19 protein-coding genes and 1 tRNA gene are annotated in these 16,377 nt (G+C 71.0%); 10 read left to right on the forward strand and 10 right to left on the reverse strand.

Features of this window, described 5'->3' with window-relative positions:
- Positions 1-52 precede the first annotated feature (52 nt).
- A complete protein-coding gene (locus tag ABS41_RS01795; RefSeq protein WP_290589627.1) occupies positions 53-1,657 on the reverse strand; it encodes a M48 family metalloprotease in 1,605 nt (534 codons plus the stop codon).
- A 173-nt stretch (positions 1,658-1,830) separates the two neighbouring features.
- Between ABS41_RS01795 and grxC the strand changes: the two genes are divergently transcribed.
- The 4 genes from grxC to ABS41_RS01815 all read left to right on the forward strand — a co-directional run bounded on the left by grxC (position 1,831) and on the right by ABS41_RS01815 (position 4,801).
- Positions 1,831-2,079: a glutaredoxin 3 gene (gene grxC, locus ABS41_RS01800; protein WP_290589758.1), complete on the forward strand. Its 249-nt coding sequence runs from the start codon at positions 1,831-1,833 to the stop codon at positions 2,077-2,079.
- Positions 2,076-2,471, forward strand: a complete 396-nt coding sequence (locus tag ABS41_RS01805) for a carboxymuconolactone decarboxylase family protein (protein ID WP_290589630.1) — start codon at positions 2,076-2,078, stop codon at positions 2,469-2,471. The genes grxC and ABS41_RS01805 overlap by 4 nt, the downstream gene beginning before the upstream one ends.
- A gap of 179 nt (positions 2,472-2,650) precedes the next feature.
- Entirely contained in the window at positions 2,651-3,661 is a 1,011-nt protein-coding gene (locus tag ABS41_RS01810; protein WP_290589633.1) for an isocitrate dehydrogenase, read from the forward strand.
- A gap of 111 nt (positions 3,662-3,772) precedes the next feature.
- Positions 3,773-4,801, forward strand: a complete 1,029-nt coding sequence (locus ABS41_RS01815) for an alpha/beta hydrolase (protein WP_290589636.1) — start codon at positions 3,773-3,775, stop codon at positions 4,799-4,801.
- On the opposite strand, the gene ABS41_RS01820 is transcribed toward ABS41_RS01815, so the two are convergent.
- The 7 genes from ABS41_RS01820 to ABS41_RS01850 form a co-directional block, all read right to left on the reverse strand.
- The gene (locus ABS41_RS01820; protein WP_290589639.1) at positions 4,798-5,418 is read right to left on the reverse strand and encodes an HAD family hydrolase; all 621 of its coding nucleotides are present in this window, start codon (positions 5,416-5,418) and stop codon (positions 4,798-4,800) included. The two genes, ABS41_RS01815 and ABS41_RS01820, sit on opposite strands and share 4 nt — an antisense overlap.
- A 70-nt stretch (positions 5,419-5,488) precedes the next feature.
- The gene (locus tag ABS41_RS01825) at positions 5,489-6,250 is read right to left on the reverse strand and encodes a Bax inhibitor-1/YccA family protein (RefSeq protein WP_290589642.1); all 762 of its coding nucleotides are present in this window, start codon (positions 6,248-6,250) and stop codon (positions 5,489-5,491) included.
- Positions 6,251-6,286: 36 nt separating this feature from the next.
- A complete protein-coding gene (thiD, locus tag ABS41_RS01830; protein ID WP_290589645.1) occupies positions 6,287-7,090 on the reverse strand; it encodes a bifunctional hydroxymethylpyrimidine kinase/phosphomethylpyrimidine kinase in 804 nt (267 codons plus the stop codon).
- A 112-nt stretch (positions 7,091-7,202) separates the two neighbouring features.
- Positions 7,203-7,880 (reverse strand): YoaK family protein, encoded by a 678-nt coding sequence (locus ABS41_RS01835; RefSeq protein WP_290589648.1) that lies wholly within the window; start codon positions 7,878-7,880, stop codon positions 7,203-7,205.
- Positions 7,881-7,884: 4 nt separating this feature from the next.
- Positions 7,885-9,282, reverse strand: coding sequence for a PhoH family protein (locus ABS41_RS01840; protein ID WP_290589650.1), 1,398 nt, complete (start codon positions 9,280-9,282; stop codon positions 7,885-7,887).
- A gap of 92 nt (positions 9,283-9,374) precedes the next feature.
- Positions 9,375-9,857, reverse strand: coding sequence for a peroxiredoxin (locus ABS41_RS01845; protein WP_290589655.1), 483 nt, complete (start codon positions 9,855-9,857; stop codon positions 9,375-9,377).
- Positions 9,858-9,865: 8 nt separating this feature from the next.
- A complete protein-coding gene (locus tag ABS41_RS01850) occupies positions 9,866-10,426 on the reverse strand; it encodes a glycine cleavage system protein R (RefSeq protein ID WP_043803949.1) in 561 nt (186 codons plus the stop codon).
- A gap of 111 nt (positions 10,427-10,537) precedes the next feature.
- On the opposite strand from ABS41_RS01850, the gene dapA reads away from it, so the two are divergent.
- Positions 10,538-11,428: a 4-hydroxy-tetrahydrodipicolinate synthase gene (gene dapA, locus ABS41_RS01855; protein ID WP_290589665.1), complete on the forward strand. Its 891-nt coding sequence runs from the start codon at positions 10,538-10,540 to the stop codon at positions 11,426-11,428.
- 61 nt (positions 11,429-11,489) lie between these two features.
- Complete coding sequence (locus ABS41_RS01860; protein WP_290589668.1) at positions 11,490-12,020, forward strand: hypothetical protein; 531 nt, start codon at positions 11,490-11,492, stop codon at positions 12,018-12,020.
- Positions 12,021-12,108: 88 nt separating this feature from the next.
- On the opposite strand, the gene fdxA is transcribed toward ABS41_RS01860, so the two are convergent.
- The gene (gene fdxA / locus ABS41_RS01865) at positions 12,109-12,432 is read right to left on the reverse strand and encodes a ferredoxin FdxA (protein ID WP_290589676.1); all 324 of its coding nucleotides are present in this window, start codon (positions 12,430-12,432) and stop codon (positions 12,109-12,111) included.
- Between the two features lie 125 nt (positions 12,433-12,557).
- Positions 12,558-12,633: transfer RNA gene (locus tag ABS41_RS01870), tRNA-Glu, on the reverse strand.
- A 118-nt stretch (positions 12,634-12,751) separates the two neighbouring features.
- Between ABS41_RS01870 and pcnB the strand changes: the two genes are divergently transcribed.
- From pcnB to panC, 4 genes are read left to right on the forward strand one after another with little or no spacing between them, the layout of a single operon-like run.
- Positions 12,752-14,146 carry a polynucleotide adenylyltransferase PcnB gene (gene pcnB / locus ABS41_RS01875; protein WP_290589679.1) on the forward strand — a complete coding sequence of 465 codons (1,395 nt, stop codon included), beginning with the start codon at positions 12,752-12,754 and terminating at the stop codon, positions 14,144-14,146.
- Positions 14,143-14,646 (forward strand): 2-amino-4-hydroxy-6-hydroxymethyldihydropteridine diphosphokinase, encoded by a 504-nt coding sequence (gene folK / locus ABS41_RS01880; RefSeq protein ID WP_290589684.1) that lies wholly within the window; start codon positions 14,143-14,145, stop codon positions 14,644-14,646. The genes pcnB and folK overlap by 4 nt, the downstream gene beginning before the upstream one ends.
- A 27-nt stretch (positions 14,647-14,673) precedes the next feature.
- Positions 14,674-15,501 (forward strand): 3-methyl-2-oxobutanoate hydroxymethyltransferase, encoded by an 828-nt coding sequence (gene panB / locus ABS41_RS01885; RefSeq protein ID WP_290589687.1) that lies wholly within the window; start codon positions 14,674-14,676, stop codon positions 15,499-15,501.
- A complete protein-coding gene (gene panC / locus ABS41_RS01890) occupies positions 15,498-16,346 on the forward strand; it encodes a pantoate--beta-alanine ligase (RefSeq protein WP_290589761.1) in 849 nt (282 codons plus the stop codon). Before panB ends, panC begins: the two co-directional genes overlap by 4 nt.
- The last annotated feature ends 31 nt before the right edge of the window (positions 16,347-16,377 follow it).

Genomic DNA, 16,377 nt, shown 5'->3' on the forward strand with positions numbered 1-16,377 from the left:
CAAGTAGATAAAACTTTTGTGACCGGCCCGTGACAGGGCGGCCGGGCGCGCCTCAGCGGGTGTCCTGGCGCTGGCGGTCGCCGGTGATGCCCTGGCGGCGCATCTCGAGCACGACGGGGGTGATCGCGGCCATCCGGGCCTCGATGCGGGCGCGCTGGTAGTAGTTCAGGTCGTCCCGTTGCTTGAGGCGGTCGAGCTGGTTGAGCGCGTCCACCGCCCGGCCATTGAGGAACGCGGCCTCGGCATGGGCCTCGCCGGCCCGGATTTCGTCGCCGGCCAGCTGGCTGGCGCGGGCGAAGCTGCGCTGGAACAGGGGGTCCTCGGCGCTGTCGGCCAGCAGCGGGCGCAGCACTTCCTGGGCCCGGCGGCCGGCCTCGGCGGTGGCACGCTCGCCCAGGGCGTCGGCATAGGACAGGCGCACGGCCCGGTTGTCGGGGTGGCGCTGCACCAGCGACTCGAAGCGCCGGGTGGCGACGGCGGTCTGCCGCGACAGCTCGGCGGCTTCGGCGTGGGCCAGTTCCAGCCACAGGTTGCCGGGGTGCCGGGCCAGCAGCCCGTCCAGGCCGGCCTCGGCCTCTCGCGGCTGGCCGGCGAGCATGCGGGCCAGGGCCAGGCCGTAAAGCTGGGCGTCGCTGACCTCGCGGCCAGGCGCGCGGCCCAGCGCTTCGTATTCGAGCACGGCGTCGCGCGGGCTGGCGGCGCTGAGCACGCGCAGGCGCTCGCGCGCCCAGGCGAAGGCGTCTTCGCGCACCGGCAGCGCGCCGCCGGCACCGGCCAGGCTCAGTTCGCCCGGCAGCAGCAGGCTGGGCCGGGCCGGCGCGGCCACGGTGGCGGCCTGCGCCTCGGCCAGGCGCTGGGCGCGCTGGCGGGTTTCGCTGATGCGGGTGGTGGTGACCGGGTGCGTGCGCAGGTACTCGGGCACCTGGTAACCGCCGGAATTGCCGCGGCTGGCGCGCTGCATGCGCTCGAAGAAGTCGGCCATGCCGTTGGGGTCGTAGCCGGCGCGGGCCAGGGTCTGGATGCCGATGCGGTCGGCCTCGGATTCGTTGGAGCGGGTGTAGTCGATCTGCCGTTGCTGCATCAGCGCCATGGCGCCGGCCACGGCGGCCATGCTGGCGTTGGCGCTGGAGCTGTCGCTGGGGTTGGAGCCGCCGCCGACGGCCTGGGACGCGGCGATGGCGCCGATCATGGCCAGCATGATCGGCAGCTGGTCCTTCTGGGCGCGCTCGTAGGCGCGCAGCACGTGGCGCTGGGTGACGTGCGCCACTTCGTGCGCCATCACGCCGGCCACCTCGGCTTCGTTCTCGGCGGTGAGCACCAGGCCGGCGTTCATGCCGACATAGCCGCCGAGCGTGGCGAAGGCATTGATGTTGCGCTCGCGCAGCATGAAGAACGTGTAGCCGTGGCGCGGCGCGTCGCTGGCGGCCGCGAGGCGGAAGCCCATGCCCTGCAGCCAGTCCTGCACCAGCGGGTCTTCGATCACCAGGCCCATGCGGCGCAGCTCGTAGAGCACGTAGGCGCCATAGCGGGCCTCGAGGCCCGGGTCGATCACCTCCGCGGCGGAGGATCCGATGTCCGGCAGGACGCTGTCCTGGGCACGCGCGCCGCAGGCCAGGGCGAGGGCCAGGGTGAGGGCGGCGGGGACGAGGATGCGCAAGGCGTGCTCCGGGACTCGAAGGCCACAGCATAGCGGCTGCCCCGCGCGGCCGGGGTGAACCCGGAGTTAATCCGCAGGGCGGGCCTCTGCGTTGCGCCGGACGGCTGGAAATGCCTCGCCGCGGCCCCCAGAATTGCAGGCTGAAACCGGAGAACCCCGTGTCCAAGGTCGTGATGTACACCACCGCCATCTGCCCCTACTGCGTGGCGGCCAAGAATTTCCTCAAGTCGCGCGGCGCCAGCTGGGAAGAGGTCCGCATCGACACCGATCCGGCCCGTCGCGACGAGATGCTCGCGCGCGCCCGCCGCACGTCGGTGCCGCAGATCTTCATCGGCGACACCCACGTCGGCGGCTACGACGACCTGGTGGCGCTCGACCGCGCCGGCGGCCTGGCGCCGCTGCTGCAGGAGGCCAGCGCATGAGCGCCGACAAGAAGGACCGCGTCGCCGAGTTCACCGCCTTCCGCCAGCGCATGAACGAGCGCATCCTGGCCGAGGACAACCAGGTGGTGCGCCGTTTCTTCGCGCTCGACACCCAGACCTACCGCGCCGGCGCCCTGGATGTGAAGACCAAGGAGCTGATGGGCCTGTCGGCCTCGATGGTGCTGCGCTGCGACGACTGCATCGCCTACCACGTGGCGCAGTGCAAGCAGGTGGGCGTCACCCGCGAGGAGCTGTTCGAGGCCTTCAGCGTGTCGCTGGTGGTGGGTGGCTCGATCGTCATCCCGCACCTGCGCCGGGCGGTGGATTTCCTGGACCAACTCGAAGCCGGCGAAGCCACGGCCTCGGCCACGCCGCCCGAACACGGCCACTGAACCCGTCGGGCCTGAAGGCCCTCCCACAGGGGGCCTTGGGCCTTGTGGGAGGGCCTTCAGGCCCGAAAGGCCCGCTTGCGACCAAGGTCCAGTGGAGCGGTGACCCCCCGTTTAGGGCATAATATTGCGCCCCTGGCGGCCGCTTGGCTGCCCCAACTCATTGTCCGAGAAAGAATTTTATGACCCAGACGATCGCGGTGATCCGTGGCGACGGCATCGGCCCGGAAATCATGGACGCCACCCTGCAGGTGCTCGACGCCCTGGACCTGGGCCTGCAGTACGAGTTCGTCGAGGCTGGCCTGGCCGCCTACGAGAAGCAGGGCGAGCTGCTGCCGGCCGCCACCCTCGAGGCCATCCGCAAGCACCGCGTCGCGCTCAAGAGCCCGCTGACCACGCCGGTGGGCGAGGGCTTCTCGTCGATCAACGTGGAGCTGCGCAAGCGCTTCGACCTCTACGCCAACGTGCGCCCGGCCATCAGCTTCCCGAACACCAAGTCGCGCTACAGCAACATCGACCTGATCACGGTGCGCGAGAACACCGAAGGCGCCTACATCGGCGAGGGCCAGACCCTCAGCGCCGACGGCGAGACCGCCACGCTGATGCAGAAGATCACCCGCCGCGGCTCCGAGCGCATCGTGCGCTACGCCTTCGACCTGGCCCGCCGCGTGGGCCGCAAGAAGGTGACGGTGGTGCACAAGGCCAACATCCTCAAGTCGACCTCGGGCCTGTTCCTGAAGGTGGCGCGCGAGGTGGCCCAGCAGTACCCGGACATCGAGTGCAACGAGATGATCGTGGACAACACCTGCATGCAGCTGGTGATGCGCCCCGAGCAGTTCGACGTCATCGTCACCACCAACCTCTTCGGCGACATCCTCTCCGATCTCTGCGCCGGCCTGGTCGGCGGCCTGGGCCTGGCCCCGGGTGCCAACATCGGCACCGAGGCGGCGATCTTCGAGGCCGTGCACGGCTCGGCGCCGGACATCGCCGGCAAGGGCATCGCCAACCCGGTGGCCCTGCTGCTGGGCGCGGTGCAGATGCTCGAGCACATCGGCAAGGTGGCCGAGGCCGCGCGCCTGCGCCAGGCCATCGTCGACACGATGGCGGCCAAGGACAACCTCACGCCCGACCTGGGCGGCACCGGCACCACCCAGTCCTTCGCCGCGGCCATCGCGGCCCGCGCCCGCGGCTGATTCCGCCGCAGCGTCGTGGACACGAAGGGCGCCCCTCGGGGCGCCCTTTTTCTTCACGGCGTCCGGCCGCGGCAGGGCTATGCTTCGGCGAACTGGCCGGGGAGTCCGGGGATGGCGACGATCGGTTTCGGCAGGCGGTGGCTGCGGTGGCTCGGCGCGCTGGCGGCGCTTGGCGTGTCCCTGGCGCTGGGGCTCTGGCTGGCCTTCCAGCTCAGCCCCTGGCCCTCGGTGTGGCTGGTGCGCCAGGCCTTCGACGCCGGGGCGCGCGAGGCCCTGCTGGCCCAGGAAAAACACGTGCCCGCGGGCCTGCGCGAATGGCAGGACCTGGCCTACGACCCCGATGATCCCGATGGCCGGCTGGACGTGTACGCACCCGCCGGCGCCGACGCGCCCCTGACCACCGTGGTCTGGATCCACGGCGGCGGTTTCATTTCCGGCGACAAGCGCGACGTGGCCAACTACGCGCGCGTGCTCGCCGGGCAGGGATTCACCGTGGTCAGCGTGCAGTACACGCTGGCGCCCGAGGCCCGCTATCCGACCCCGCTGCTGCAGGCCAACCGCGCCGTCGGGTTCCTGGCGCGCGGCGGCCACGGCCTGCCGGTGGATCCCTCGCGACTGGTGCTGGCCGGCGACTCGGCCGGGGCGCAGCTGGCCGCCCAGCTTGCCGCCGCCTACGCCGACCCGGCGTATGCCGCCGCCATCGGCTTCGAGCCGGCGCTGCCGCCGGGCGGGCTGGCCGGCGCCCTGCTTTACTGCGGCCCCTACGACGCCGGGCTGGTGGGCGGCGAGGGCCCCTTCGCCGGCTTCATGCGCACGGTCTTCTGGGCCTATTTCGGGCTGCGCGACGTCGGCGACGACCCCCAGCTGGCGCAGTTCTCCGTGCCCCGGCACGTTTCGCCCGCGTTCCCGCCGGCCTTCATTTCCGTGGGCAATGCCGACCCCCTGGCTGCGCATTCCGTGGCCCTGGCCGACGCGCTCGAAGCCCGGGGCGTGCCGGTGACGCGGCTGTTCTTCCCCGACGACCACCAGCCGCCGCTGGCCCACGAATACCAGTTCGACCTCGACGGCGAGGCCGGGCAGCGGGCCCTGCGCGAAAGCGTGGCCTTCCTGCGCGGGCTGCCGCCGCGCGGCGCGCCCTAGTCGATCCGCGCCGGGTCGAGCGTGGCGGGCCAGCCGCGCGGCAGGTAGTGGGCGACGTCGGCCAGCAGCAGCATCGGGCGGTCTTCGCGGGTGTCGCCGTAGGCGTGGATGCGGCGGAAGGTGCCGGTGTCCACCTCGGCACGTACGCGCAGCACCTTTTCCTCGAGCACGCACTGCGGGCCGGCGTAGCGTCCGGTCAGCCGGCCTTCGCGTGATTCGAGCCGCGAGCCCAGGGCCACCGCGCCCTCGGCGGCGGCGAAGGCCTGCAGCAGCACTTCGAAATTGCCCGAGACGACGAGCACCGTGTCGCCGCGGGCGCGATGCGCGCGCAGCCGCGCCAGCGCCTGCGGCCGCAGCAGGCCGGGCAGTTCGCGCGCGGCCCAGTCGCGGGCGGCGGCATTGAACGCCGCCTCGTCCGCGCCGGCGAGGCCGCGCTGCACCACCTCGGCGCGTACCCGCGTGCCGGCCACCAGGCCCAGCCGGTAGCCGGCCACCAGCGGCGCCAGCGCCCAGCGGGCCGCGCGCTGGCGTTCGGCCGGCACGAAGCATCGCAGGAACCGGGGAAAGGTTTCCTGCGTGGTCAGCGTGCCGTCGAAGTCGAAGAGCGCCAGGTCCATCGCGTCCTGCCGTGGGCTGGAAACAGGAAGGGCCGGCGAGGCCGGCCCTTCGGTGGAAGCGCGGCCGGGATCAGTCGCGCGACTGAAGCTTGGCCAGCAGGCGCAGGATCTCCAGGTACAGCCAGACCAGGGTGACGACCAGGCCGAAGGCGCCGTACCACTCCATGTACTTGGGCGCGCCGGCCTCGGCGCCGGATTCGATGAAGTCGAAGTCCAGCACCAGGTTGAGGGCGGCGATGATCACCACGAACACGCTGAAGGCGATGCCGATCGTGCTGGCCTCTTGGATGAAGCCCATGCCCTCGAAGCCGAACAGGCGCATGCCGATGTTGACCAGGTAGAGCAGGAAGATGCCGCCGGTGGCGGCCACCACGCCGAGCTTGAAGTTCTCGGTGGCCTTGATCAGGCCCGACTTGTAGGCCAGCAGCAGCGCGGCCAGCACGCCGAGCGTGAGCATCACGGCCTGCATCACGATGCCCGGGAACTTCGCCTCGAAGAACACCGAGAAGCCGCCCAGGAACAGTCCCTTGAGCAGCGCGTACAGCGGCGCGGTGACCGGCGCCCACTGCTTCTTGAACACGGTGACGATGGCGACGATGAAACCGCCGAGGCCGCCCACCAGCAGGTAGGGCATCAGCAGGCCCATCGACTCGGGGCCGGTGTACAGGTTCCAGGTGTAGGCGGCCGTGGCCACGCACATCAGCAGGAGCAGGCCGGTCTTGTTGACCGTTCCGTTGAGCGTCATCACCTGGCCCGGGTCGCGCGAGACGACCTGGCCGCTGCCGACGTCGAGGAAGGTGTTTTCATTGAGGGCGGGGTTGCCGCTGCGCATGGCGTCTCCGTGGCTCGCGTTGGGAATGGGGGGATGCTACCGGGGCCGCCAGAAATGGTCGAGCACGGCCACGCTGCCCTTGCCGGGGCGGTAGGCGTGCTTCAGGGCCCCGTGCACGTAGTCGGTGGCGTTGGCGCAGGCCTCGCGCAGGGGCAGGCCGCGGCACAGGTTGGCGGCGATGGCCGAGGCCAGGGTGCAGCCGGTGCCGTGGCCCTCGAGCTCGAGCCGCGGGTGTTCGAACTCGAGCAGGGCCTCGCCGTCGTCGAAGCGGTCGACCATGGCGCCGGTGCCCGGCAGGTGGCCACCCTTGAGCAGCACCGCGCCCTGGCCCAGCGCCAGCAGTTCGACCAGCGCGGCCTCGGCGGCCTCGTCGTCGGCGATGGCGTGGCCCAGCAGCAGTTCGGCCTCGGGGATATTGGGCGTGACCACGGTGGCCAGCGGCAGCAGGCGCGCGCGCAGGGCATCGAGCGCGGCGTCCTCGAGCAGCTTGGCGCCGGAGGTGGCCACCATCACCGGGTCGAGCACGACCGCGGCCGGGCGGTGGTGCTCGAGCGCGTCGGCCACGGCATGGATGATGCGGGCGTTCGCGAGCATGCCGAGCTTCACCGCGCCGACCTGGAAGTCGTCGAAGCAGGCGTCGATCTGGGCGCGCAGGAAGCTGGCCGGTGGCGCGTGCACGGCGGTGACGCCGCGGGTGTGCTGGGCGGTGAGCGCGGCGATGGCGCTCAGGCCATGCACGCCGTGCGCCGCGAAGGCCTTGAGGTCGGCCTGGATGCCGGCGCCGCCGCCGCTGTCGGAGCCGGCGATGGTCAATGCGCAGATCGGGCGGGCTTGGGGCATGGTCGGCCTCGGGTGGGATTTATTCTTGAACGAGGATCAGATCGGATGGGCGCGGATAAACGCGGATAGGGCAAAAACAACTTTAGTTTGTTTTATCCGCACTTATCCGTGCTCATCCGATCTGATCCGCGTTCCTGCGTTTGTGCCTCCAGATCGTATAGGACAGCCCGGTCAGGCCGGTGAGCAGGGCGGGCAAGTAGAGCGCGCGGTAGTCGATGGCGCCGAACAGCCAGGCGCCGATGATGCCGCCGGCCAGGAAGGCGCTGATGATCAGCAGGCACAGCCACAGCCTGCGCCTGGCGACGGGCAGGCCGCGCAGTGCGTGGCCGAGGGTGATGCCCAGGTCGGTGAACATGCCGCTGACGTGCGAGGTGCGCACCACCGCGCCGCTGTAGGTGGTGGCCATGGCGTTCTGCAGGCCGATGGCCACCGCCGCCAGCACCGGGCCGGCGAAGTGGCCGCCCTCGAACAGCGGCACCGCCGCCGCCAGCAGCACCGCCTCGATCGCCAGCGCCACGCCGTAGCGGCGGCCCAGGCGAAGCGTCGCGTCCTGCACCAGCAGGCCGCTGAGCGCCGCGCCGGCGACGAAGGCCAGCAACATCGCCGCCAGCTGCCAGGCGGCGCGGCCGTTGCCGTCGGCCAGCGCCGCGCCCAGCAGCGTGGTGGTGCCGGTGAGGTGGGTGATGGCCTGGTGCTCGAAGCCCAGGTAGCCCACCACGTTCACCATGCCGGCCACGAAGGCCAGCGCGCCGGCCCCCGTCCACACCCAGGTGGCCAGCCGCTCCGCCATCGCCTCAGAGCACCTCGGAGGCGTAGTCGGCCAGGCGCGAGCGCTCGCCTCGGCGCAGGGTGATGTGCGCGCTGTGCGCCCAGTTCTTGAAGCGGTCCACCGCGTAGGTCAGCCCCGAGGTGGTCTCGGTGAGGTAGGGCGTGTCGATCTGCTCGACGTTGCCCATGCAGATGATCTTGGTGCCCGGGCCGGCGCGGGTGATGAGGGTCTTCATCTGTTTGGGCGTGAGGTTCTGCGCCTCGTCGACGATCACCCAGCGGTTGAGGAAGGTGCGGCCGCGCATGAAGTTCATCGAGCGGATCTTGATGCGGCTCGCGAGCAACTCATTGGTGGCGCCACGGCCCCAGCTGCCGTGGTCCTCGGTGTGGGTGAGCACCTCGAGGTTGTCGGTGAGCGCGCCCATCCAGGGCGTCATCTTTTCTTCCTCGGTGCCGGGCAGGAAGCCGATGTCCTCGCCGACGCTGACGGTGGCGCGGGTCATGATGATCTCGCGGTAGCGCTGGATGTCCATCGTCTGCGTGAGGCCCGCGGCCAGCGCCAGCAGGGTCTTGCCGGTGCCGGCGGTGCCCAGCAGGGTGACGAAGTCGATTTCCGGGTCCATCAGCGCGTTGAAGGCGAAGTTCTGTTCGCGGTTGCGCGCGTTTATGCCCCAGACCTGGTGCTGCGGGTTGCGGAAGTCGTCGACGATCTGCAGCACGGCCTTGCGCTCGTCCAGGCGCGCGACCTTCATCTCCACCTCGTCGTTGCCAGGCAGGTAGAGGAACTGGTTGGGGTACCAGCCGTCCTCCTCGCTGCGCTCGACCTCGTAGAAGGTGCGGCCGCGTTCGGTCCAGCTGCGCAGGCTGCCCTCGTGGCGGTCCCAGAAGTCGCCCGGCAGCTCGGTGGCGCCGGTGAAGAGCAGGTTGAAGTCGTCGATGGCGCGGTCGTTTTCGTAGTCCTCCGACTTCACGCCCGAGATCGAGGCCTTGATGCGCAGGTTGATGTCCTTGGACACCAGCACCACCGGCACGCCCGGGTTGTCCTCGATCAGCTGCAGGATCGAGCCCAGGATCTGGTTGTCCGGCAGCACCAGGCCGAAGCGCTTGCCCACTTCCACCGGCCGGACCTGGAACAGCAGCCGGCCGGCCGATTCCGACGAGCGCAGCTGCAGGCCCTGCGGCCGCACCAGCTTCACGCCCTGCTCGATGCCGCCGCTGCCGTGGGCCTCGATGATCTCGTTGAGGAAGCGGCTGACCTGGCGGGCGTTGCGGCTGGCTTCCGAATGGCCCTTTTTCCCGTTGTCGAGCTCCTCGAGCACCATCATCGGGATGAAGACGTCGTGCTCCTCGAACTTGAACAGCGCGGTCGGGTCGTGCATCAGCACGTTGGTGTCCAGGACGTAGATGCGCTTGGATCGGGTCATGGGCTTCTCTGGCTAGGGGCGTGGACCCCGGAAAGGACGGCGCCGCCGAGGCTCGCGGGGCGAGTCGGCGGCGGGGATGTTCGCGGAAAGGATCACTTTGCCTTGGCGGCCTGCTGGTGCTGCTTGAGCGCTTCGAAGACGGCCTCGGCGTGGCCGGGCACCTTCACCCCGCGCCAGGCCTGGGCGACCCGGCCGTCGGGGTCGATCAGGAAGGTGCTGCGCTCGATGCCGAGCACCTTCCTGCCATACATGTTCTTCTCTTTGATGACACCGAAGGCCTGGCAGACCGTTTCATCGGCGTCCGACACCAGGTCGAAGCGGAAGCCCTGCCTGGCGCAGAAGTTGGCGTGCGACTTCACCGAGTCGCGCGAGACGCCCAGCACCTCGCATTTCGCGCGGCGGAAGGAGGTGAGCAGGGCGTTGAAGTCCAGGCCCTCGGTGGTGCAGCCGGGCGTGGAATCCTTGGGATAGAAGTACAGCACCAGCCACTTGCCGCGGTAATCGGAGAGCCGGGCGGACGCGCCGCTGCCGAGGGTGAGGGCCAGGTCGGGGGTCTTGTCGCCGGTTTCGATCATCGGGTTCCTCAGAACTTCATCGGGTCCATGATGGCGTCGAGGTTGAGGTGGTCGCAGAACTCGAGGAAATCGTCGCGCAGGGCGGCGATGTGCATGTTGGCCGGGATGCCGATGGTGACCTGGGCCGAGAACATGTCGGCGCCGGTCTGCATGGCGCGGTAGCGCGAGCTGTGCAGGCTCTCGACGGTGATGCCCTGCCGGTCGAAGAAATCGGCCAGCTGGAACAGGATGCCGGGCTTGTCGGCCGCCACCACTTCGACGATGTAGGGCAGCAGGTTCGACTGCAGGGCCTTGGGGCCGGTGCGGTACCAGACCAGCTTGAAGCCTTCCTCGCGCTCGAGCCGGGTGAGCATGGCCTCGAGCTTGGCCACGGCGTCCCAGGAGCCGGTGGCCAGGGCGGTGACCGAGACGTCGCGGCCCACGGTGGACAGGCGCGCATCCACCAGGTTGCAGCCACTGTCGGAAATGCGGCGGGTGACGGCCAGCAGCGGGGACTGCGGATGCGTGGTGTACGCGCTGATCAGCAGGTGGTTCTCGTTGGCGGCAGGGCGCGCGGCAGGGTCGGTCAAAGCAGGGGTCCGGACGGGCGCGCGGGGCGCGCGGGGCTACGTGGCCAGCATACTTGCCGCCGCTTTCCGGCCGCAAGTAAGATCGTGTCCAACCATCGAAAGGCCCCGATCTTGCAACTTTCCGGCAGCATCACCGCGCTGGCGACGCTGTTCACGGCCGCCGGCGAGCTCGACTTCGACGCCTGGGCCCGTCTTATCGACGCCCAGCTCGCGGGCGGCACTTCGGCCATCGTCGTCGCCGGCTCCACCGGCGAAGCCGCCGCGCTCGGCGACGAGGAATACGTCGCGCTGCTGCGCGCCGCGGTGGCGCGCGTGGCCGGGCGCATCCCGGTGCTGGCCGGCACCGGCCTGTCGAACACGGCCAAGACCATCGCCCAGACGCGCCTGGCGCGCGACCACGGTGCCAATGCCGCGCTGGTGGTCACGCCGCCCTACGTGCGCCCCACGCCCGACGGCCTGGTGGCCCACTACACGGCGGTGGCGGAGCAGGGCGGGCTGCCGGTGGTGCTTTACAACGTGCCCGGCCGCACCGGCTGCGACATGCAGCCGGAAACCGTGGCCCGGCTGTGCCGCCACCCCAACATCGTCGGCCTGAAGGAAGCCCGCGGCGACGAGGCGCGCTGGAACGCGCTGTATCCGCTGGCCGGGCCGGATTTCGCCCTGCTCAGCGGCGACGACCCGACCTTCGTGCGCGCCGTGCTCGGGGGTGCCGCCGGCGTGATCTCGGTGGCCTCGAACGTGGTGCCGCGGACCTTCGCCCGGCTCTGCGCCCTGGCCCGGGCCGGCCAGGCCGACGCAGCCCGTGCCCTCGATGCCCGCCTGGCTGCCCTGAACGACTTCCTGGGCGTGGAGCCCAACCCGATCCCGGTCAAGGCCGTGCTGGCCCGGCAGGGCATCGGCCACGGGCTGCGCCTGCCGCTGCTGCCCCTGTCGGCCGCCCACGCCCGCGCCGCCGACGCCATGGCGGCCCTGTGCCAGCAGCTCGAATCCGAACTGAAGTAATCTTGCCGACTACATCCAATCCGCCCCGCGCCACGCCGCGGGGCACCCGAGGAGACACCGCATGACCGCCCCGAAGCTTTCCCTCCGCCCCCTGCTGGTCGCCACCGTGGCCCTGTCCGTCATCGCCACCAGCGGCTGCAGCTGGGTGCGCAACAAGTGGGGCAACGAGGCCATGTACCAGGGCAGCCAGCAGAACAAGCCGCTGGAAGTGCCGCCGGGCCTGGACACGCCCTCGACCACCGGCGCGGTGCTGATCCCCGACGCGCCGGCCGGCGCCCCGGTGTCCACCCAGGTGCCGTCGGGCACCGAGTCCGTGCTGATGGGCATTGATTCGTTCGTGCTGGCCGACTCGGTCGGCAGCAGCTGGCGCCGCATCGGCATCGCCCTGGGCAAGATCGACGGCGTCACCATCGCCAACCGCGCGCAGCTGCTCAACAGCTACGAGGTCAGCTACAAGGGCGTGTCGGTGCTGCTGCGCGCCGAAGCCGTGGGCGAGCAGACCCGCGTGGTGGCCCTGGGCCAGGACGGCCAGCCGATCCGCACCGGCGTGGCCACCGAACTGCTGGCCCTGCTCAAGGCCCGCCTGGGCTGAACCCATCGAACCAGGTTGATTTTAGGTAAGAAAAAACGCCCCATCGGGGCGTTTTTTCTTACCTAAAATCAACCTGGTTCGTCAGCTGTCAGCGCTTTAGCTCGGGCAGCTTGCCGGGCTTGCCGTCCCAGTCGGCGGCGTCGGGCAGGGGCTCCTGGCGGGTGGTGATCACCGGCCAGAGCTTCGAGAGTTCGGCATTGAGGGCGATGAAGCCCTCCTGGCCCGCCGGCACGTCGTCCTCGGGATAGATCGCCTTGGCCGGGCACTCGGGCTCGCACAGCGTGCAGTCGATGCACTCCTCGGGGTCGATCACCAGGAAGTTCGGGCCCTCGTGGAAACAATCCACCGGGCAGACCTCGACGCAGTCGGTGTACTTGCAGCGGATGCAGTTCTCGGTGACGACGAAGGGCATGGTGACGTCCGTTTGCTGTGCCAGGCGGCAATTCTAGCCCCGGCGGGCGCGTGCGCCCAGCGCGTCGGCCTCGCGTGGCCGGAAAATGAAGAAGGCCCGGCTTCTGGCCGGGCCTTCTGGAATGGTGGCGCTCCCTAGGGGACTCGAACCCCTGTTCCAGCCTTGAGAGGGCCGTGTCCTAGGCCACTAGACGAAGGGAGCGCGGATGGCGAAGCGGTGCAGCGGACGCTAGTATACCGGGCTTGACCGCCCGCGGGAAGGCCACCGGCCCGCCCCGGGCCCCGACGCGGCGCAGGCCCCTGCGCCCGCCACCGAACCCATGACGGACCACGCCATCAGCAGCCCCCTCCCGCCCCAGGTCGTGCCGCGCGCCGAACACGGCATCTCCCGCAAGGACATCAGCCCCAATGCGCTGCGCGTGCTCTACCGCCTGCGCGACGGTGGCTTCAACGGCTACCTGGTCGGCGGCGCGGTGCGCGACCTGCTCATCGGCGGCCATCCCAAGGACTTCGACGTGGCCACCGACGCCACGCCCGAGCAGGTCAAGTCGCTGTTCCGCAACTGCCGCCTGATCGGCCGCCGCTTCCGTCTGGCGCACGTGGTCTACGGCCGCGAGATCATCGAGGTCGCCACCTTCCGCGCCAACAGCGCCGACGACACCGACGACCGCGAGACTGGCGACGACGGCCGCCTGCTGCGCGACAACGTCTACGGCAGCATCGAGGACGACGCGGTGCGGCGCGACTTCACCGCCAACGCGCTCTACTACACCGTCGACGACTTCAGCGTGCGCGACTACGTCGGCGGTTACGACGACGTGCGCAACCGCGTGCTGCGCCTGATCGGCGACCCGATCGAGCGCTACCGCGAGGACCCGGTGCGCATGCTGCGCGCCGCGCGCCTGTCGGCCAAGCTCGACTTCGCCATCGCGCCCGAGGCGGCCGAACCCATCCCGGAGATGGCCGACCTGCTCTCGGCCGCGCCGCCGGCGCGCCTGTTCGACGAGTGCCTGAAGATGTTCCTGGCCGGGCACGCCGAAAAGAGCTTCACCAAGCTCGAGGAACTGGGCCTGCTGCCGGCGCTGTTCCCCGAGACCGCCAAGGCCCTGGCCACCAACCGCAGCGGCGCGCTGCGCGCCATGGTGCTGCAGGCCCTGCGCAACACCGATGCGCGCATCGCCGCCGACAAGCCGGTCACGCCGGCCTTCCTGTTCGCCGCGCTGCTCTGGCCGGCCTACTGCCGCGAGCTGGCCGTGCTGCAGAAGCAGGGCGTGGACCCGACCGTGGCCCAGCAGCGCGCGGCCGACCGCGTCACCCTGCACCAGGCCCAGCGCATCGCGCTGCCGCGCCGGTTCTCGCTGCCGATGCAGGAAATCTGGCTGCTGCAGCCGCGCTTCGGCCAGCGCATCCGCAAGCGCGTGTTCCGCCTGCTGGCGCACCCGCGCTTCCGCGCCGCCTTCGACTTCCTCGAGCTGCGCGCCGGCGCCGCGCCGGAGCTGGCCGAGGACCTGGCCTTCTGGCGCGAGGCCCAGGCCCAGGCGCCCGAGGTGCTGGCCGAGCGGCTGGTGCCCAAGTCGCCGCGCCGGGGCGAAGGCAGCGCCGACGACGCTGGCGAGCCGGGCGAGCCGGGCGAAGAGGGCGACGACGCCGGCCGCGCGCCGCGACGCCGCCGCCGTCGCCGGCGTCCGCGTCCCGGCGGGGACGCCGCCGGGTGACGAGCCCCGCGCCGCTGCCCGCCTGGGTGGCCTTCGGTGGCAATCTCGGGGATGTGCGCGCCACGGTCGCGGCGGCCCTGGCCGCGCTCGATGCCCACCCGGGCATCCGCGTGCTCGGGCGCTCGCGCTTCTACCGCACCCCGGCCTGGGGCGTCACCGACCAGCCCGACTTCATCAACGGCGTGGTCGCGCTGGACACCACGCTGTCGCCGCGTGAACTGCTCGACGTGCTGCTGGCCACCGAACTCGCCTTCGGCCGCGACCGCGGCGACGACGCCCCGCGCTGGGGCCCGCGCACGCTCGACCTCGACCTGCTGGCCTACGCCGACCGGGTGCTCGACGAACCCGGCCTGTGCCTGCCGCACCCGCGCCTGCACGAGCGCGCCTTCGTGCTGGTGCCGCTGGCCGAAATCGCGCCGGCGCTGACGGTGCCGGGGCGGGGCCCGGTGGCTGGCCTGCTCGCGGCGGTGGATGCCGCGGGCATCGAGGCGATACCTTAGCGCCACCCCCAGACGCCGGACGCCGACATGTACGCCAACGAATCCAAGGCCTCCACGCGCCCGCGCCTGACCGTGCCGGCCCTGCGCCAGATGAAGGCCGAGGGCCGCCGCATCGCCTCGGTGACCGCCTACGACGCCGGCTTCGCGCGCTCGGTGGACGCCGCCGGCCTCGACCTGGTGCTGGTCGGCGACTCGCTGGGCATGGTCTGCCAGGGCCACGACAGCACGCTGCCGGTGACCGTGGACGACGTTGCCTACCACGTGGCCTGCGTGGCCCGCGGCCTGCGCTCGGCGCTGCTGGTGGCCGACCTGCCGTTCCAGGCCGACGCCACGCCGGCACGCGCGCTCGAGGCGTCCACGCGCTTCCTGCAGGCCGGCGCGGCCATGGTCAAGCTCGAGGGCGCCGGCCCCAAGCTCGAGGTCATCCGCTTCCTGGCCGAACGCGAGATCCCGGTCTGCGCGCACCTGGGCCTGACCCCGCAGTCGGTGCTGCGCCTGGGCGGCTACAAGGTGCAGGGCCGCGAGCAGGCCGCCGCCGAACGCCTGCTGGCCGACGCCCGCGCGGTGGCCGAAGCCGGCGCCGACGTGCTGGTGCTCGAGTGCGTGCCGTCCGCGCTGGCCGCGCGCATCACCGCCGCCATCGCCATCCCCACCATCGGCATCGGCGCCGGGCCCGGCTGCGACGGCCAGATCCTGGTGCTGCACGACCTGCTGGGCATGAACAGCGGCCACCGCCGCCCGCGCTTCGTCAAGGATTTCCTGGCCGGGGGCGGCTCGATCGAAGGCGCGCTGCGCGCCTACGCCGCCGCCGTGCGCGACGGCAGTTTCCCCGCCCCCGAACACGGATACGACTGATGCAAACCCACCACACCCTCGCGTCCCTGCGTGCCCAGCTCCGGCAGTGGCGGCGCGACGGCGCCAGCATCGGATTCGTGCCGACCATGGGCAACCTGCACGCCGGGCACTACGCCCTGGTGGAGCTGGCGCGCCGGCACGCCGACAAGGTGGTGGCCAGCATCTTCGTCAACCCCACCCAGTTCGGGCCCAACGAGGACTACGCGCGCTACCCGCGCACGCCCGAGTCCGACATCAACGGCCTGGCCGAGAACCGCTGCGACGCGCTGTTCCTGCCCCCGGTCGAGCAGATGTATCCCTACGGGACCATCGGCTGCGTGCAGATGCACGTGCCGGGCATCACCGACATCCTCTGCGGCGCGCACCGGCCCGGCCACTTCAATGGCGTGGCGCAGGTGGTGGCGCGGCTGTTCAACATGGTCCAGCCCGACCTGGCCGTGTTCGGGCGCAAGGACTACCAGCAGCTGCAGGTGATCCGCTACATGGCGCGCGAAATGAGCTTCCCGGTCGAGATCATCCCGGCGCCGACGCTGCGCGAGGCCGACGGCCTGGCCATGAGCTCGCGCAACCAGTACCTGCAGGGCGACGAGCGACAGACCGCCACGCGCATCCACCAGACCCTGGTGTTCATGCGCGACGCTGCGCGCCAGGGCCTGCCGCTGCCGGGCATCGAGGACCAGGCGCGCGAGCGCCTCGAGGCCGCCGGCTTCAGCGTGGACTACGCCGAGATCCGCCGCGCCGACCTCTCGCGGCCGCGCAGCGGCGAGGCCGGCCAGGTGGCGCTGATCGCCGCGCGCCTGGGCCGCACCCGGCTGATCGACAACCTCGAGTTCGAAAACGTCTGATGCCGGGCCGTCACATGGCTCGGTTAGACTC

The sequence above is a fragment of the Arenimonas sp. SCN 70-307 genome (assembly GCF_001724815.1).
Lineage (GTDB): Bacteria > Pseudomonadota > Gammaproteobacteria > Xanthomonadales > Xanthomonadaceae > Arenimonas.

What these genes read in the sequence shown, in the direction of transcription:
- grxC (WP_290589758.1), top strand. Translation starts at nt 1,831, where the DNA reads ATGTACACCACCGCCATCTGCCCCTACTGCGTGGCGGCCAAGAATTTC.
- ABS41_RS01805 (WP_290589630.1), top strand. Translation starts at nt 2,076, where the DNA reads ATGAGCGCCGACAAGAAGGACCGCGTCGCCGAGTTCACCGCCTTCCGC.
- ABS41_RS01810 (WP_290589633.1), top strand. Translation starts at nt 2,651, where the DNA reads ATGACCCAGACGATCGCGGTGATCCGTGGCGACGGCATCGGCCCGGAA.
- ABS41_RS01815 (WP_290589636.1), top strand. Translation starts at nt 3,773, where the DNA reads ATGGCGACGATCGGTTTCGGCAGGCGGTGGCTGCGGTGGCTCGGCGCG.
- ABS41_RS01820 (WP_290589639.1), bottom strand. Translation starts at nt 5,418, where the DNA reads ATGGACCTGGCGCTCTTCGACTTCGACGGCACGCTGACCACGCAGGAA.
- ABS41_RS01825 (WP_290589642.1), bottom strand. Translation starts at nt 6,250, where the DNA reads ATGCGCAGCGGCAACCCCGCCCTCAATGAAAACACCTTCCTCGACGTC.
- thiD (WP_290589645.1), bottom strand. Translation starts at nt 7,090, where the DNA reads ATGCCCCAAGCCCGCCCGATCTGCGCATTGACCATCGCCGGCTCCGAC.
- ABS41_RS01835 (WP_290589648.1), bottom strand. Translation starts at nt 7,880, where the DNA reads ATGGCGGAGCGGCTGGCCACCTGGGTGTGGACGGGGGCCGGCGCGCTG.
- ABS41_RS01840 (WP_290589650.1), bottom strand. Translation starts at nt 9,282, where the DNA reads ATGACCCGATCCAAGCGCATCTACGTCCTGGACACCAACGTGCTGATG.
- ABS41_RS01845 (WP_290589655.1), bottom strand. Translation starts at nt 9,857, where the DNA reads ATGATCGAAACCGGCGACAAGACCCCCGACCTGGCCCTCACCCTCGGC.
- ABS41_RS01860 (WP_290589668.1), top strand. Translation starts at nt 11,490, where the DNA reads ATGACCGCCCCGAAGCTTTCCCTCCGCCCCCTGCTGGTCGCCACCGTG.
- fdxA (WP_290589676.1), bottom strand. Translation starts at nt 12,432, where the DNA reads ATGCCCTTCGTCGTCACCGAGAACTGCATCCGCTGCAAGTACACCGAC.
- pcnB (WP_290589679.1), top strand. Translation starts at nt 12,752, where the DNA reads ATGACGGACCACGCCATCAGCAGCCCCCTCCCGCCCCAGGTCGTGCCG.
- panB (WP_290589687.1), top strand. Translation starts at nt 14,674, where the DNA reads ATGTACGCCAACGAATCCAAGGCCTCCACGCGCCCGCGCCTGACCGTG.